We start from the raw sequence: 14,926 nt of genomic DNA on the forward strand, positions 1-14,926 counted from the left end.
GTCGAGTGCGTGGCTCACTGGTCGACTCCGTACACGCTGAGCAGGGACTTCATCCGGGTCTCGGCGAGGGCGGGATCCGGGAACAGGCCCAGGCCGTCGGCGAGTTCGTAGGCGCGGGCGAGGTGCGGGAGCGGGCGGGCCGACTGGAGGCCGCCGACCATCGAGAAGTGGGACTGGTGGCCCGCGAGCCACGCGAGCAGGACGACGCCCGTCTTGTAGAAGCGGGTCGGCGTCTCGAAGAGATGCCGGGACAACTCGACGGTCGGATCGAGCAGTTCACGGAACTTGGCGGTGTCCCCCGTGTCGAGGACGCGCACCGCCTCCGCCGCGAGCGGGCCCAGCGGGTCGAAGATGCCGAGGAGCGCATGGCTGAACCCCTGCTCGTCGCCCGCGATCAGCTCGGGGTAGTTGTAGTCGTCCCCCGTGTAGCAGCGCACGCCCCGCGGGAGGCGGCGGCGCAGCTCGACCTCGCGCCGGGCGTCCAGGAGCGAGACCTTGATGCCGTCGACCTTGTCCGGATGCGCGGCGATGACGTCGAGGAACGTCTCGGTGGCGGCGTCGAGGTCCGGCGAACCCCAGTAGCCCTCCAGGGCGGGGTCGAACATCGGGCCGAGCCAGTGCAGGATGACGGGCTCGGCGGCCTGGCGCAGCAGATGCCCGTAGACGTCGAGGTAGTCCTCGGGTCCGGACGCCGCGGCCGCCAGGGCCCGCGAGGCCATGAGGATCGCCTGCGCGCCCGTCCCCTCCACGAGCGCGAGCTGCTCCTCGTAGGCCGCGCGGACCCCGGCGAGCGTGGCGGGCCCGGACAGCTGGTCGGTGCCCACCCCGCACGCGATGGCGCCGCCGGCCGACTTCGCCTCGGCGGTCGAGCGCCGGATCAGCTCGGCCGCGCCCGCCCAGTCGAGGCCCATGCCGCGCTGGGCGGTGTCCATGGCCTCGGCCACGCCCAGGCCGTGCGCCCACAGATGTCGGCGGAAGGCGAGCGTGGCATCCCAGTCGACGGCGCCCGCATCGGCGAGCGGGTCCGCGACGACGTGCGCGGCCGAGAAGACGGTCCGCGAGACGAGAGGGGCGCCCGTGGTGAAGGAGGCGGGCTCGGCGCGCGGGGTGTAGGCGCGCAGCGAACCTCCGGGGCCGGGGAGTCGGATCGTCACAGGCTGATCTCCGGAACGTCCAGGCGGCGGCCCTGTGCCGACGACTTCAGGCCGAGCTCGGCGAGCTGCACGCCGCGGGCGCCGGCGAACAGGTCCCAGCGGTAGGGCGCGTCGGCGTACACGTGCTTGAGGAACAGCTCCCACTGCGCCTTGAAGCCGTTGTCGAACTCCTGGTTGTCCGGGACCTCCTGCCACTGGTCGCGGAAGGAGTACGTGGCCGGCAGGTCCGGGTTCCATACGGGCTTCGGGGTCGAAGCACGGTGCTGGACACGGCAGTTGCGCAGCCCGGCGACCGCGGAGCCCTCCGTGCCGTCCACCTGGAACTCGACGAGCTCGTCCCGGTTGACCCGCACCGACCAGGAGGAGTTGATCTGCGCGACGGCGCCGCCGTCGAGCTCGAAGATGCCGTACGCCGAGTCGTCGGCGGTCGCGTCGTAGGGCTTGCCGCCCTCGTCCCAGCGCTGCGGGATGTGCGTCGAGGCCAGTGCCTGCACGCTGGTCACGCGGCCGAACAGCTCATGGAGCACGTACTCCCAGTGCGGGAACATGTCGACGACGATGCCGCCGCCGTCCTCGGAGCGGTAGTTCCAGCTCGGCCGCTGCGCCTCCTGCCAGTCGCCCTCGAAGACCCAGTAGCCGAACTCGCCGCGCACGGACAGGATCCGCCCGAAGTAGCCGCCGTCGATGAGGCGCTTGAGCTTGAGCAGGCCCGGCAGGAACAGCTTGTCCTGGACGACGCCGTGCTTGATGCCCTTCGCCTTGGCCAGACGGGCCAGCTCGAGCGCGCCGTCGAGGCTCGTCGCCGAAGGCTTCTCCGTGTAGAGGTGCTTTCCGGCGGCGATGGCCTTCTTGAGCGCCTCCTCGCGGGCGGAGGTGACCTGCGCGTCGAAGTAGATGTCGACCGTGTCGTCGGCGAGGACGGCGTCGAGGTCGGTGGAGATGTTCGCCGGGTCGAGGCCGTGCTGCTCGGCGAGCGCGAGCAGCGCGTGCTCGCGGCGGCCGACGAGGACCGGCTCGGGCCACAGCACCGTGCCGTCGCCGAGGTCGAGGCCGCCCTGTTCGCGCAGGGCGAGGAGGGAGCGGACGAGGTGCTGGCGGTAGCCCATGCGCCCCGTCACCCCGTTCATGGCGATGCGCACCGTCTTGCGTGTCACGAGATTCCCTTCGTGCGGATTCGTACTGACCGGACCGAGACGCCGATGGAGAACACGCTCGTCGTAGCAAGCGCTTTCTACACGGGAAGAAGCTAGCCTCTGCACAGCCGGTCGGACAAGACCGGCGGCTGATGAAACGGGATGCGAGGCCGAACGGGCACCGGACGGCCGACCGGAGGATGATGCGATGACCGTGACCCTGGCGGACGTGGCGGCACGCGCCCAGGTCTCCCCCGCCACCGTGTCCCGCGTGCTGAACGGCAACTACCCCGTGGCCGCGGCCACGCGCGAGCGGGTGCTGCGCGCGGTGGACGACCTCGACTACGTGCTGAACGGGCCGGCCAGCGCCCTGGCCGCCGCTACCTCCGACCTGGTCGGCATCCTCGTGAACGACATCGCCGACCCGTTCTTCGGGATCATGGCGGGGGCCGTGCAGTCCGAGATCGTGGGGCCCGGCGGGCGCGCGGGCGGCGAGCGGCTCGCGGTCGTGTGCAACACCGGCGGGTCGCCCGAGCGCGAACTCACCTATCTGACGCTCCTGCAGCGCCAGCGGGCCGCGGCCGTCGTCCTCACGGGCGGCGCGGTCGAGGACGCCCAACACGCCAAGGCGATCTCCGCCAAGCTGCGGCGGCTCGCGGACGCCGGGACGCGGGTCGTCCTGTGCGGGCGGCCACCCGTGCCGGACGCGGACGCGGTGGCGCTCGCCTTCGACAACCGCGGCGGCGGCCGGGCCCTCACCGACCACCTGCTCGACCTCGGCCACCGCAGGATCGGGTACATCGCGGGCCCCGAGGAACGGACGACGACCCGCCACCGCCTGGAGGGACATCGCGCGGCGCTGGCGGCGCGGAGCGTGCCGGACGACGCCGGGTGGACCGTGCACGGCCCGTACGACCGGCGGTCCGGTTACGAGGCGACGGTCGAACTCCTGCGCCGCGAACCGTCGTTGACGGCGGTGGTCGCCGCGAACGACACGGTGGCGCTCGGCGCGTGCGCCGCGCTGCGGGAGGCGGGCCTGAGCATTCCGGGCGACGTCTCGGTGGCCGGCTTCGACGACCTCCCGTTCAGCGTGGACGCGGTACCGGCCCTGACCACGGTCCGGCTGCCACTGGCGGAGGCGGGGGCCCGCGCGGGCCGCATCGCGATGGGCCGCGAGGCGGCGCCCGCCGGGGGGATGGCTGTGGTGCAGGGGGAATTGATGGTGCGGGGGTCAACGGGGGTGCCGTCCGGGGGGTCGGGCTCGGGTGGGTGAGCGGGGCCTGCGTCCGCTGCTGGGTTCGGCCGCGGGCGCGCTCGGAGGCGCCGCCGCCCTCTCGCTGCTGCCGCCTTGATCCGTGGAGGGGATGGCGCCGGACGCCGTCAGATGTCGTCCCGTCATCGGAGCGCGTCACGCGGCTCCTTCACCCGGCCGCCGCACCCGCGCCCGGCGTGCCCTTGACCCGTGCCCGGGGGCCGGTAGCGTCCCCGCCATGAAACTGGCCTTCTCCACGCTCGGGGTTCCCGGGCTTCCCCTCGCCGATGTCGTGCGGCTCGCCGGCGAGCACGGCTATCACGGTGTCGAGCTGCGCGCCCATCCCGAGGAACCCGTACACCCGGGGCTCGGGCCCGCCGAACGGGCCGACGCCGCCGCCGAGTTCAAGGCCGCCGGGGTCGAGATCCTCGGGCTCGCCGGGTACGCGCGCGCGGCCGCTCCCGGCGAGGACGAACCGGTGATCGCGGAGATCAGGTCACTCCTCGAACTCGCCCGCGACGTCGGCGCGCCCTATGTACGCGTCTTCCCGGGCGGCGGCACGGAACAGAGCCGCGCCGAGGCCGACGCGACGGCCGCCCGGCGCCTGGGCACCGCCGCCGAGTACGCCGCGGACCTCGGCGTCCGCATCCTCCTGGAGACGCACGACTCGCACCGCACCGGAGCCGACGCGACGCGCGTGCTCGGCCCGGTCGGGCACCGGCAGGTCGGCGCCCTGTGGGACGTCATGCACACCTGGCTCGGCGGCGAGCAGCCCGTGGCGTCGTACGCGGCGCTGTCCCCGCACCTGGGCTACGTACAGGTGAAGGACATCGCGGGCCCCGACGACACGACGCCGCTCGCGCTGGGCGCGGGCGTGCTGCCGCTCACCGAGGTCGTGGACGTGCTGTGCCGCGAGGGCTGGGACGGGTGGCTGTGCTGGGAGTACGAGAAGCGCTGGTATCCGGACGCCGCCCCGCTGCCCGGGCTCCTGACGGCCGGGCGTGAGCATCTCGCCCGGCTGCTCAACGAGTCCGCATAGTCCGCCGGGCGGCCATCCGAACGGCTATCCGAACACCTTCGCGAACGCCTCGTGGAAGTCGGGGAACGTCTTCCGCACGCACCCCGGGTCGTCGAACGTGACCCCGCCGGGGATCCGCAGGCCCGTCACCGCGAAGGACATCGCGATGCGGTGATCCCCGTACGTGGTGATCTCCGCCGGGGCCGGGGTGCCCGGCTGGATCTCGATCCAGTCGGGTCCCGTCGCGACCGTCACCCCGAGCCCGCGCAGGTTCTGCGCGCAGGCCTCCAGGCGGTCGCACTCCTTGACGCGCGTGTTGTGCACGTCCTCGATGCGGACCGGGCCGCTCGCGTACGGCGCGATCGCCGCGAGGGTCGGCATCGTGTCGGAGATGTCCCGCATGGTGACCGTGATGCCGGACAGGCCCGCGGGGCCGGGCGCGGTGACCGTGGTGCGGTCCGCCGTCATCGTCACCCCGGCGCCCATGCGCCGCAGGACGTCGACGAACGCCAGGTCGCCCTGGAGCGCGTTCTTGCCGAGCCCTTCTACGGTGACCTCGCCGCCGGTGACGGCCGCCGCAGCGAAGAAGTAGCTCGCGGTCGAGGCGTCGGGCTCGACCGCGTAGGTGGTGGCGCGGTAGCCGCCGGGCGCGACCTCGAACACGTTGCCGTCGCGGCGGACTTCGGCCCCGAAGCTGCGCATCATCGCCAGGGTGATCCCGATGTACGGCGCCGAGACCAGGTCGGTGACCGTGATGCGCAGGCCGGTCCTGGTCAGCGGGCCGAGCAGCAGGAGCGCGGTGAGGTACTGGGACGACTGGCCCGCGTCCAGGGTCACGTCACCGCCCTCCACCCCGCCCGCCGTGACCGTGAGCGGGTGGTGCCCCTCGGCCTCCTCGTGACGGAGGTCCACACCCAGGTCGCGCAGGGCCCTGCTGAGCGGAGCGAGGGGACGTCGGCGCATCTGGGGCGAGGCGTCGAAGCGGTACGTGCCGTGCGCGGCGGCCGACGTGAGCGTGGGCAGGAAGCGGGCGGTGGTCGCGCCGTCGCGGCAGTACACGTCGGCGTCGGTCGTGGCGGGGCCGGTCGGCCGGCCCTCGATGTGCCAGGCGTGCGGGCCGCGTTCGACGCCGTAACCGAGCCGGAGCAGCCCTTCGGCGAAGCCCTCGGTGTCGTCCGAGCTGAGGGGGCGCACGAGGGTGGTGGTGCCCTGCGCGGCCGCGGCGAGGAACAGCGCCCTCGCCGTCACGGACTTGGAACCGGGGATCTCAACGACTGGCATGCGCTTCATGGTCCTCGACGGGCAGCGCGGGCGCCGGAGTGTCCACACGCTGGACGGCCCGTTTCCGGGGAGCGGGCGCGAGCGACGCGAGAGCGACACCGCCGACGAGGAGCGCGGCGGCGCACCAGCGCAGGGGGCTGACGCTCTCGCCGAGGAAGAGCGCGGCGGACGACATCCCGAACACCGGGACGAGCAGCGTGAACGGGGCGACCGACGAGGCGGGGTGGCTGCGCAGCAGGAAGCTCCAGGCGCCGAATCCGAAGAGCGTGGTGACCCAGGCGACGAACGCGATGATGCCGACGCCGGTCCAGTCGAGCGAGGCGAGCGCCCGGCTGTCGCGGTCCCAGCCCTCGAAGGCGAGGGAGAGCGCGAACAGCGGCAGGACGGGGACGGCCGAGGTCCACACCATGAAGTTGAAGGGGGCGGACGGTGCCGCCTTGCGGGTGAGGACGTTCGAGACGCCCCAGCCGACGGCGGCCACGACGACGAGCGTGAAGCCGAGCAGGGGGCCGCTCGCGCCCTCGTCGGCGGCCGCGACGCCGATCCCGGCGAGCGCGACGACCATGCCGGCCAGGCGGATCCGGCCGGGCCGTTCGCCGAGCGCGACGAAGGCGAACAGGGCGGTGAACACGGCCTGGATCTGCAGGACGAGGGAGGAGAGCCCGGCGGGCATCCCCTGGTTCATGCCGACGAAGAGGAGGCCGAACTTCATGACGCCGAGGGCCAGTCCGACACCGGCCACCCACTTCCACGCCACTTTCGGCCGCCCCACGAAGAACACCGCGGGCAGCGCCGCGACGAGGAAGCGCAGGGCCGAGAAGAGCAGCGGCGGGAAGTGGTCGAGGCCGACCTCGATGACGACGAAGTTGACGCCCCAGATGGCGGTGACGAGTACGGCGAGCGCGATGTGGGGCGGGCGCATGGGAAGCGTGGAAGCCATGCGTCGAGGATCACCGGCCCGGACCATACAGCACCAGCGCGCATCTCTGCATGGTTGAATTCAGGAACGCTAATCAGTGCCAGGTCTGCGGGAGGTCCCGGACATGCTCGACCTGCAGCGCCTGCGCGCCCTGCACGCCGTCTCCGTGCACGGCACGGTCGGGGCCGCAGCAGCGGCGCTCGGCTACACGCCGTCCGCGGTCTCGCAGCAGATCTCCAAGCTGGAGCGGGAGACGAGGACCGTGCTCCTCGAACGGTACGGGCGGGGCGTCCGCCTCACCGACGAGGCCCTCGAACTCGCCCGTACGGCACAGGACTTGATGGTCATCGTCGAGCGCGCCGAGACCGGTCTTGAGGAGCGGCGCGGTCTGCCGGCGGGGCGTCTGACGATCGCCGCGTTCGCCTCGGCGGCACGCGGCCTGCTGCCGTCCGTCCTCGCGGATCTCGCCGTCCGGCATCCCGCGCTCGACGCCCGGCTCACGGAGGTCGACCCGCACCTGTCGGTCGACCTGGTCGCCAAGGGGGCCGTCGACCTGGCCGTCGCACACGACTGGGACATCGCCCCGCTGCCGGCCCCCGCCGGGGTGGAACAGGCCGCCATCGGGGACGACCTGTGCGATCTGCTCGTGCCCGCCGGGCATCCGCTCGCGGGCCGTGCCGCGGTGCGCCGCGAGGAGCTCGGCGGCGAGCGCTGGGTGTCGCAGCCGCCGGGGCGGGTTTGCCACGACTGGCTGGTGCGGACGTTGCGGGCGGCCGGCTTCGAGCCCGACATCAGGCACCAGGCGGAGGAGAACCCGACGCTGACCGCGCTCGTCGCGGCCGGGCTCGGGGTGGCGCTGATCCCCCGGCTCGGCCGCGGCCCGCTGCCGGACGGCGTCGTCGCGGTGGCGCTGGACCCCATGCCCGTACGGCACTTGTACGCGCTGTGGCGGACGGGGGCGTCGCGCAGGCCGGCCATCGCGGAGGCGGTGCGGACGCTGCGGGAGCGGTGGGGAGAGGCCACGCGGGAGCGGGATCAGACGGATCAGGCCCGCTGACCGGTGCTCAGGAGCGATGCCGCTCCCCTGCTTTCGCCGGCGCACCACTTTCCGGCGATCCCCGCGAAGTGGGGAACCCGCTCGCGTACCGCTCCGTCAGAACGGCATGCTGCCGGAGAGTCTCCGCCAAGCGGTGTCGGCCTCGCTGCTGGCTGCGAACGCTGACCACCCTCTCCGCCGCCTGCGGCCGGCAGCACGCCGTCACCGGCGCGCCCCCTCCCTTGCGCCGGTGACGGCCCCTCCCCTCACCCTTCTGCCGCCCCGACTGCGCGCACCCTTGACTGGCAGAAACTTTCCGGATAATCGTGACCCTCGGAAGTTTCTTTCAGGGCATGGATCACCAGTTCTCCTCCGGAAGGAGTGCGCACGTGCACCACAGCGTCTCTGATCAGTTCCGTGGTCCCGTGTCGGACGCAGAGCCCGGCAGCGCGCCTTCCCATCGTGGAGGGGTGGCGTGGGCGTGGAGATGGAAGCCCGCGCCCAGCGCTGCCCCTCGCGGCTGATGGCCGTGAAGGGGTCTCCCCTGCCCGAGCTGGGCCGGGAGTCCGGGGAGGGGTGTGCTGATCGTCGTCGCGCCCTGGTGCCGGTGGGCTGCGCGAGGCAGCTGGGGCCGGTCCGTGTGAGCGTGTCCCTCCGGACGCTTGCCCGCCAGTCCTTGCGGCCCGGTGGGGGAGGGTGCCCTGCGTCGCCTGGGCGCGGGGCGTGTTGCTTGTCGCCGGGTGGGTCCGGTCTTGGACCGGTCGTTCCGGCTGGTCTTCGGCGTGCTCGGCGTGATGACCGCGCTCGCCTCAAGTTTGTCCACGACCGTGCGGATCGCCATCGTGCCCGCGGTGCGGTCGGTGACGGTCTTGGCCTGATGGGTCAGGCCACGGGCGGCGATACGCCGCCACGCGCCCTGGTCGCGGTCCCCCTGCCAGCGGCAGGACAGGCAGACAGCCCATTTCCAGCCGGATGCTGTGGGGCGGTCAGGTGCCTTGCGGTGCCGCAGCGGAACGAGGCACTGCGGGCAGTGTTTGGAGGTGTTGCGGGCCGGGACGGTGACGACGGCGATACCCACTTCGGCGGCGAGGTGCCGCATGCGGTCCACGATCTTCCCGCGCACCTGCTGGGAGAGGCGGGTGTTGACGCTGCGTCCCATGCCCCGCGCTTCCATCGAGCGGAGGTCTTCGATGAAGATGACCGTGGCCGAGGCGGCGATGGCCTGGTCTACGGCCCAGCGGGCGGCGGCCCACGCCAGGGCGTCGTTGAGGTTCGAACGGCGGTCGGACACACGGCGGATCTCCTCGGCCAGTACGGCATGCCTGGCCACCAGGGGATGACCGGCATCTCCGCTGGTGAGCCGCTGGTAGTGGTCGGCCTTAGCGTGCAGGTACTCACTCTCGCGGCGCAGGCGGTGCTGCTTCGCCAGGACACCAGCGGCTCGGAACATGCCTCCGGCGCCGAGGGTGGTGATCCGACCGTCGTCGAGCAGTCGAGCCGCCCCGGCGGACAACAGGGTGTTCAGCCCCCAGTCCACCCCCAGCGCAACCCGGTGACCAGTGCGGACGGCCTTCGCAACCGGATGGCTGAACGCCAGGTCAGCGCGGACGCGACCCTGTCGGATGCGCAGAGTGGGCAGGTGCAGCACCGCGCCCGGAGGAATCGTCGGGGGCAGTTTGATCGGGCAGGCCACCCAGGTCCAGTCCCGGTACGAGCGCGGGTCGCGCCGGGTGGGCAGCTGAAGGCGCAGCAGCGCCCGGTCCGGCTCGTCGGCCCGTTCGATCGAGGCCTGCTGCCCGTCGCACGCCGCCAGCAGCAGCATGCGTGCAGCGCGGGGCACGGCCTCCGCCTCGAACAGATCGACCGGCATCCGGCCATGCTTCCTCGCGAACACGGCGATCTGCCGAGTCCGGGAGACGATGGCGCTGGACGGCACAGATCGCCCGCCAGGCACCGCATCACGCACCACGTCCCACTCGCCCGCAGTCCGCTTAGCCGGATCGGCCGGCCACGTGCCGAGGACCCCTGCGGCAAGGTCGGCACGCCACTTCGCCGCACGCAATACGCGTCCGGCCTGCTCCTGCGCCATGCGCACGATCCGGTCATTGACCCTGACGCCCTCTTCCGGCGCGGCGGTCCAGCCCAGGCGGCGCAACGCCATCCACGCATTCGACGGCAGACGCCGACCCCCGGCATCCTCCCCCGAGGCCAGCACATCAACATCAGCGGCGTTCCAGTGCCCGGCCAGCAGACCGGCGCTCATACCTGCCACCAGAGCGGCACACCAGCCGACCCGCTCCGCCAGCACAGGCGCGGGCAGGAGTTCACCGGACCTCTCATCAACACCCGTACGCAGCAGGCCACGGGCACACGCGGTCCGAGCGGTCTCGCCCACGGCAAGCGGCACCTTACGACTCACCGCCCCTCCCCTCCCCTCCCCACCACCGGTGCTGTCATCCGATCAACGACACCACTCGTGGAAGGTCACTCATTCGATTCACGAACCCCTGCCCGGCACGCCCAGAGATCGGCACCACCACGCCGCACAGCAGTGCGGGAACCCAAGGAGCCACATGAGCCTGTCCAGACGCACCCTGCTCGCCGCCGCCACCGCGGGCGCCGCCGCGGTCACCCTGTCCGGCGTCCCGGCCCAGGCCGACGACGCGTCACGCAAGGGCAAGGACGCGCGACTCAAGCAGCTCATCTCCAAGATGAGCCTCGAGGAGAAGGTCGGCCAGCTCTTCGTGATGCGGGTCTACGGCCACTCCGCCACCGACCCCGACCAGGCCGACATCGACGCCAACCTCGCCGAGATCGGCGTGCGCACCGCGGCCGAACTGATCGACAAGTACAAGCTCGGCGGCATCATCTACTTCACCTGGGCGCACAACACCCGGGACCCGCACCAGATCGCCGACCTCTCGAACGGCATCCAGCGCGCGGGCCTCGCCCAGCCGAGCCGTATCCCGCTGCTCATCTCCACCGACCAGGAACACGGCATCGTCTGCCGCGTCGGCGAGCCGGCGACGCTCTTCCCCGGCGCCATGGCCATCGGCGCGGGCGGCTCCCGCTCCGACGCCCGCACCCTGGGCCGGATCGCCGGCGCCGAACTGCGCGCGGTCGGCATCCGCCAGAACTACGCACCCGTCGCCGACGTGAACATCAACCCGGCCAACCCGGTCATCGGCGTGCGCTCCTTCGGCGCCGACCCCGAGGCCGTCGCGGGCCTGGTCGCCGCCGAGGTCAAGGGCTACCAGAGCAGCGACATCGCCTCCACGGCCAAGCACTTCCCCGGCCACGGCGACACCGCCACCGACAGCCACTTCGGCTTCCCGGTCATCACGCACACGCGCGAGCAGTGGCAGCAGATCGACGCGCCGCCGTTCAAGGCCGCGATCGCCGCGGGCATCGACTCGATCATGACCGCGCACATCATGGTCCCCGACCTCGACGGCTCGGGCGACCCGGCGACGCTCTCGCACCCGATCATGACGGGCATCCTGCGCGAGGAACTCGGCTTCGAGGGCCTCATCGTGACCGACTCCCTCGGCATGCAGGGTGTACGCGACAAGTACGGCGACGACCGCGTGCCGGTGCTCGCCCTGAAGGCGGGCGTGGACCAGCTCCTCAACCCGCCCTCCCTGGAGGTGTCCTGGAACGCCGTCCTCGACGCCGTGAAGAACGGCGAGCTGACGCAGGCGCGCCTCGACGAGTCGATCCTGCGCGTCCTGCGCCTCAAGGAGAAGCTGGGCCTGTTCGACGAGCCGTACGTCACCGGCCGCGGCGTCGACAAGACCGTCGGCACCCGGGAGCACCTGGCTGCCGCCGACCGCGTCGCCGAGGCCACCACGACGCTCCTGCTCAACAAGAACGGGCTGCTCCCGCTGTCGCGGCGCACCCACAGGAACATCCTGGTCGTCGGCGCCGACCCGGCCTCGCCCTCCGGCACGACAGGCCCGCCCACGACGACACTCGGCCAGGCACTGACCGAACTCGGCTTCACCGCAACGGTGTTGTCGACCGGGACCGCGCCGAACCAGGCGAAGATCGACGAGGCGGTGGCCGCCGCCGAGGGCAAGGACGCGGTACTGGTGGGCACGTACAACGTCGCTGCGGGCAGCAGTCAGCAGCGGCTCGTGAACGCCCTGGCCGCCACCGGCGTCCCCGTCGTCGCGCTCGCGATCCGCAACCCGTACGACATCGCGCAGGTGCCCGGCGTCGGCGCGTCGCTCGCCGCGTACTCATGGACCGACGTCGAACTGCGGGCCGCGGTCCGGGTGATCGCGGGCCAGGTCAGGCCGCGGGGCAAGCTGCCCGTGCCCGTCCAGCGGGCCGACGATCCGGCGCAGGTTCTGTATCCGATCGGCTACGGGTTGTCGTACTAGACGTACGCCGCACACCCGGCGCACCACCCCCAAGTGGCCCGAACCACCCTGCACACCTGGCGTGCGCCCGCCCCGGCGGGTCACGCTGGGGTGTGTATCGGGGGGATTGCCATGCTTGCGTGGAACAGGGCGCGGTGGGTGGGGGCGGTGTGCGCGGCGTTGCTCGCCGCGACGCTCGTGGGGTGTCAGGGATCGCCGCATGCGGGGTCCGGCGGGCCTTCGCCGGGGGCGAGCCGGTCGCCGTCGGGGTACGGGGCGGTGTTCCTCGCCGTGGACGAGTGCAGCTCGCGGGGGCGCGACACGTTCACCGAGGTGCCGTGCAGAAGCGAGCGGGCGGTGGCGCGGGTCACCGCGCGCCACGACGGAAAGGTGGCGGCCGGGCCCCTGTGCCCGGCCCGCACCGACTTCGTCCTCCACATCAGCGAGAACCGGCCCGCGCTGGGCGGGACCGACAAGACCCATGCCGGGGAGATCCCGCAGGGCTACGCCTGCATGCGCAACCTGGAGCCGCCGCACCCCGGCGATCCGGGGGGCGGCGGCGGGCCCCGCACGATCGTCGGGGACTGCGTGTACGCGGCGGGCCGCGGTCAGGTCCGCGAGACCGCCTGCGACGGCTCCGGCACCGAGAAACCCCAGTACCGGGTGGCCGCCGCGGCGGCCGACCGCGCCAAGTGCCCTGCGCTCACGGCGCTGTACGTGACGCTGGGCGGGTCCGAACCGGTGGGATGCGCGGTCCGGGTGTAGACCCGACGGTCGCGGTCAGGGCCGCAGGGTCAGCTCGCGCTGGACGTCACGCTTGTCGAGCCCGGCGTCGTACGGGGCGAGCGGCTTGGCGGCCTGCGCGGCGGGGGCGGAGACGCCGGCCCACTTCAGGATCCGCTCCGTGGCGAACGTCTTGTCGTCGGCGTTCAGACCGGCGACGTTCGCCCCGTGGTTGGCGCCGGGGGCGGTGAGCACGTGCGAGTCCGTCGAGCCCTTGCCCGGGCGGAACCGCTCGGCGCCCCACGGGTCGTTGGAGCCGTAGACGTACAGCATCCGCGTCGCGTGGTGGCGCACCCAGGAGTCCACGTCGCGCATCGCCGACGGCTGGAACTTCATCGGGATGGAGCGCGGCACGAAGTTGCGCGGCGGCTGGTAGCCGTAGCGCGACAGGCTGCCCAGCCAGGGCTGCTTGATGTCGGGGGAGCCCAGCTGCGTACCCGCCTGGTAGTAGTACGGCGTGTACGTGGCGAGGCTCTGGTCCGCGTACGAGGACCAGCCGCCGACCGCGTCGACGTAGTCGAAGAGCGCCTGGTCCGTGACCGTCGCGGCGTCGGGCACCTCGGCGCACGCCGTCTGCGACGGCTGGTACTGCCAGAGGCCCCACACCAGGTCGAGGACGGTGGCCTCGTAGGCCTTGTCCAGCGAACCGACCGTGTCCACGGTGTAGTTGTTGGCCTTCAGGTAGTCCGCGTACTTCTTCTCCAGGGCGTCGCGGCGCACCAGCGTCTCGCGCTGCACGTTCTGCAGCGCCACGCGGCAGTCCTTCGGGCCGACCGTCTTGAAGAAGTCGTCGTACGCCGAGTCCTCCTTGTTCACCACGTCGTTCGGCGCGACGTACGCGACGACGCCGTCCATGTCGCGCGGGTAGAAGCGCTCGTAGTACGTGGCCGTCATGCCGCCCTTGGAACCGCCGGTGGTCAGCCAGTTCTTGCCGTAGATCGGCTTGAGGGCCTGGTAGATGCCGTGCTGGTCGCTGGCCGCCTGCCAGATGTCGAGCTTGGACCAGTCGGCCGGCGCGGGCCGGGACGGGGTGAAGTAGCGGTACTCCACGGAGATCTGGTTGCCGTCGACGATGCGGGTCGGCTCACTGCGGCCGGGCGTCGTGGAGACGTTGTAGCCGCTGGTGAACATGACCGTCGGGCGGCTGACGTCCTTGTGCAGCACGGTGATGCGCTGCTGGAAGGTGCCCTTGGACGGGTGCCGGTGGTCGACCGGCTGGGTGTAGTTGAGGACGAAGTAGCGGTAGCCCGTGTAGGGCTTCTCCTCCACCAGGCTCATGCCGGGTATGGCGAGGAGCCGGTCCTTGATATCGGTACTGGTGTCGGAGGCCGCCGGCCGGGCCTGAGCGGCGGTGGCCGCTGTGGCCGTACTCACGGTGCCTATCAGCACCACGAGCGCGAGCAGCCATCTCAGCGCATTGCGCATGCATACTCCCCTGTAGAACACAGATGCGCACCGGAACCTAGCGGAGGAACATCTGTTCTGTCAGGGGTTCTTGGTGTTCTGTCAGCGCACGGGGCGCGCGTTCAGCAGAGGATCCAGCCCGAGCTCACCGAGGCCCCGCCGACCGTGCCCCTCACCCACACGCAGCGGTGGCCCGTGTGGACGGTCACCGGGCCCGCGTGGTGCATGTAGCGCCCGCTGTCCTGAACCGGCCTGCTGCCGCGTGCCTGCACGCTGACCGACATCTTCTGCCGTACGCCTTCGCGCTTGGTGAGGGTGTACGCGCAGAGGTAGTTGCCGCTGCGGTAGAGAACCGTCCTGCCGGTGGAGAACGGCAGGGTGCGCACCTTGTGGCCGGGGCAGATCGCCGCGGCCTGCGCCGTGCCGACGGCCGGCCCCGCCAGCGCCAGCAGCGCCGAGGAGATCAGTACCGCTGCCCCGGCCGCCAGCCGTCTGCGTATCGCGCCCTCGCTCATGCCTCCACCCACCGTCGCCCCTCCAGTCACGTGTGCCACAGCGTACTGATGAACGGACGCAGCACAC

At 72.0% G+C, this 14,926-nt stretch carries 12 protein-coding genes; 5 read left to right on the forward strand and 7 right to left on the reverse strand.

Annotated features, from left to right (window positions below):
• Positions 1–14 precede the first annotated feature (14 nt).
• A complete protein-coding gene (locus ACY0PA_RS16860) occupies positions 15–1,154 on the reverse strand; it encodes a dihydrodipicolinate synthase family protein (protein ID WP_473085388.1) in 1,140 nt (379 codons plus the stop codon).
• Positions 1,151–2,308 (reverse strand): Gfo/Idh/MocA family protein, encoded by a 1,158-nt coding sequence (locus tag ACY0PA_RS16865; RefSeq protein ID WP_473085389.1) that lies wholly within the window; start codon positions 2,306–2,308, stop codon positions 1,151–1,153. Before ACY0PA_RS16865 ends, ACY0PA_RS16860 begins: the two co-directional genes overlap by 4 nt.
• Positions 2,309–2,495: 187 nt before the next feature.
• On the opposite strand from ACY0PA_RS16865, the gene ACY0PA_RS16870 reads away from it, so the two are divergent.
• Both ACY0PA_RS16870 and ACY0PA_RS16875 read left to right on the forward strand, forming a co-directional pair.
• Complete coding sequence (locus tag ACY0PA_RS16870) at positions 2,496–3,560, forward strand: LacI family DNA-binding transcriptional regulator (protein WP_473085390.1); 1,065 nt, start codon at positions 2,496–2,498, stop codon at positions 3,558–3,560.
• Between the two features lie 217 nt (positions 3,561–3,777).
• Entirely contained in the window at positions 3,778–4,578 is an 801-nt protein-coding gene (locus ACY0PA_RS16875; protein WP_473085391.1) for a sugar phosphate isomerase/epimerase family protein, read from the forward strand.
• Positions 4,579–4,602: 24 nt separating this feature from the next.
• Here the strand turns inward: ACY0PA_RS16875 and aroA are convergent, their stop codons facing one another.
• Together aroA and ACY0PA_RS16885 are read right to left on the reverse strand one after the other, a co-directional pair.
• Positions 4,603–5,838 (reverse strand): 3-phosphoshikimate 1-carboxyvinyltransferase, encoded by a 1,236-nt coding sequence (aroA, locus tag ACY0PA_RS16880; RefSeq protein ID WP_473085392.1) that lies wholly within the window; start codon positions 5,836–5,838, stop codon positions 4,603–4,605.
• Positions 5,825–6,760, reverse strand: a complete 936-nt coding sequence (locus tag ACY0PA_RS16885; protein WP_473086341.1) for an EamA family transporter — start codon at positions 6,758–6,760, stop codon at positions 5,825–5,827. The genes aroA and ACY0PA_RS16885 overlap by 14 nt, the downstream gene beginning before the upstream one ends.
• Before the next feature lie 121 nt (positions 6,761–6,881).
• Here ACY0PA_RS16885 and ACY0PA_RS16890 point away from each other — a divergent pair, with 121 nt between their 5' ends.
• Positions 6,882–7,814: a LysR family transcriptional regulator gene (locus ACY0PA_RS16890; protein ID WP_473085393.1), complete on the forward strand. Its 933-nt coding sequence runs from the start codon at positions 6,882–6,884 to the stop codon at positions 7,812–7,814.
• 388 nt (positions 7,815–8,202) lie between these two features.
• Here ACY0PA_RS16890 and ACY0PA_RS16895 read toward each other — a convergent pair whose 3' ends face one another.
• Positions 8,203–10,212 carry a zinc ribbon domain-containing protein gene (locus tag ACY0PA_RS16895; protein WP_473085394.1) on the reverse strand — a complete coding sequence of 670 codons (2,010 nt, stop codon included), beginning with the start codon at positions 10,210–10,212 and terminating at the stop codon, positions 8,203–8,205.
• A 154-nt stretch (positions 10,213–10,366) separates the two neighbouring features.
• On the opposite strand from ACY0PA_RS16895, the gene ACY0PA_RS16900 reads away from it, so the two are divergent.
• Together ACY0PA_RS16900 and ACY0PA_RS16905 are read left to right on the forward strand one after the other, a co-directional pair.
• Positions 10,367–12,178, forward strand: coding sequence for a glycoside hydrolase family 3 protein (locus ACY0PA_RS16900; RefSeq protein WP_473085395.1), 1,812 nt, complete (start codon positions 10,367–10,369; stop codon positions 12,176–12,178).
• Between the two features lie 111 nt (positions 12,179–12,289).
• Entirely contained in the window at positions 12,290–12,922 is a 633-nt protein-coding gene (locus ACY0PA_RS16905) for a hypothetical protein (protein WP_473085396.1), read from the forward strand.
• 15 nt (positions 12,923–12,937) lie between these two features.
• Here ACY0PA_RS16905 and ACY0PA_RS16910 read toward each other — a convergent pair whose 3' ends face one another.
• Entirely contained in the window at positions 12,938–14,365 is a 1,428-nt protein-coding gene (locus ACY0PA_RS16910; RefSeq protein ID WP_473085397.1) for an aminopeptidase, read from the reverse strand.
• 101 nt (positions 14,366–14,466) lie between these two features.
• Positions 14,467–14,859, reverse strand: a complete 393-nt coding sequence (locus ACY0PA_RS16915) for a hypothetical protein (protein ID WP_473085398.1) — start codon at positions 14,857–14,859, stop codon at positions 14,467–14,469.
• Between the last annotated feature and the right edge of the window lie 67 nt (positions 14,860–14,926).

It is taken from the genome of Streptomyces sp. DS1-CR2 (assembly GCF_055760475.1).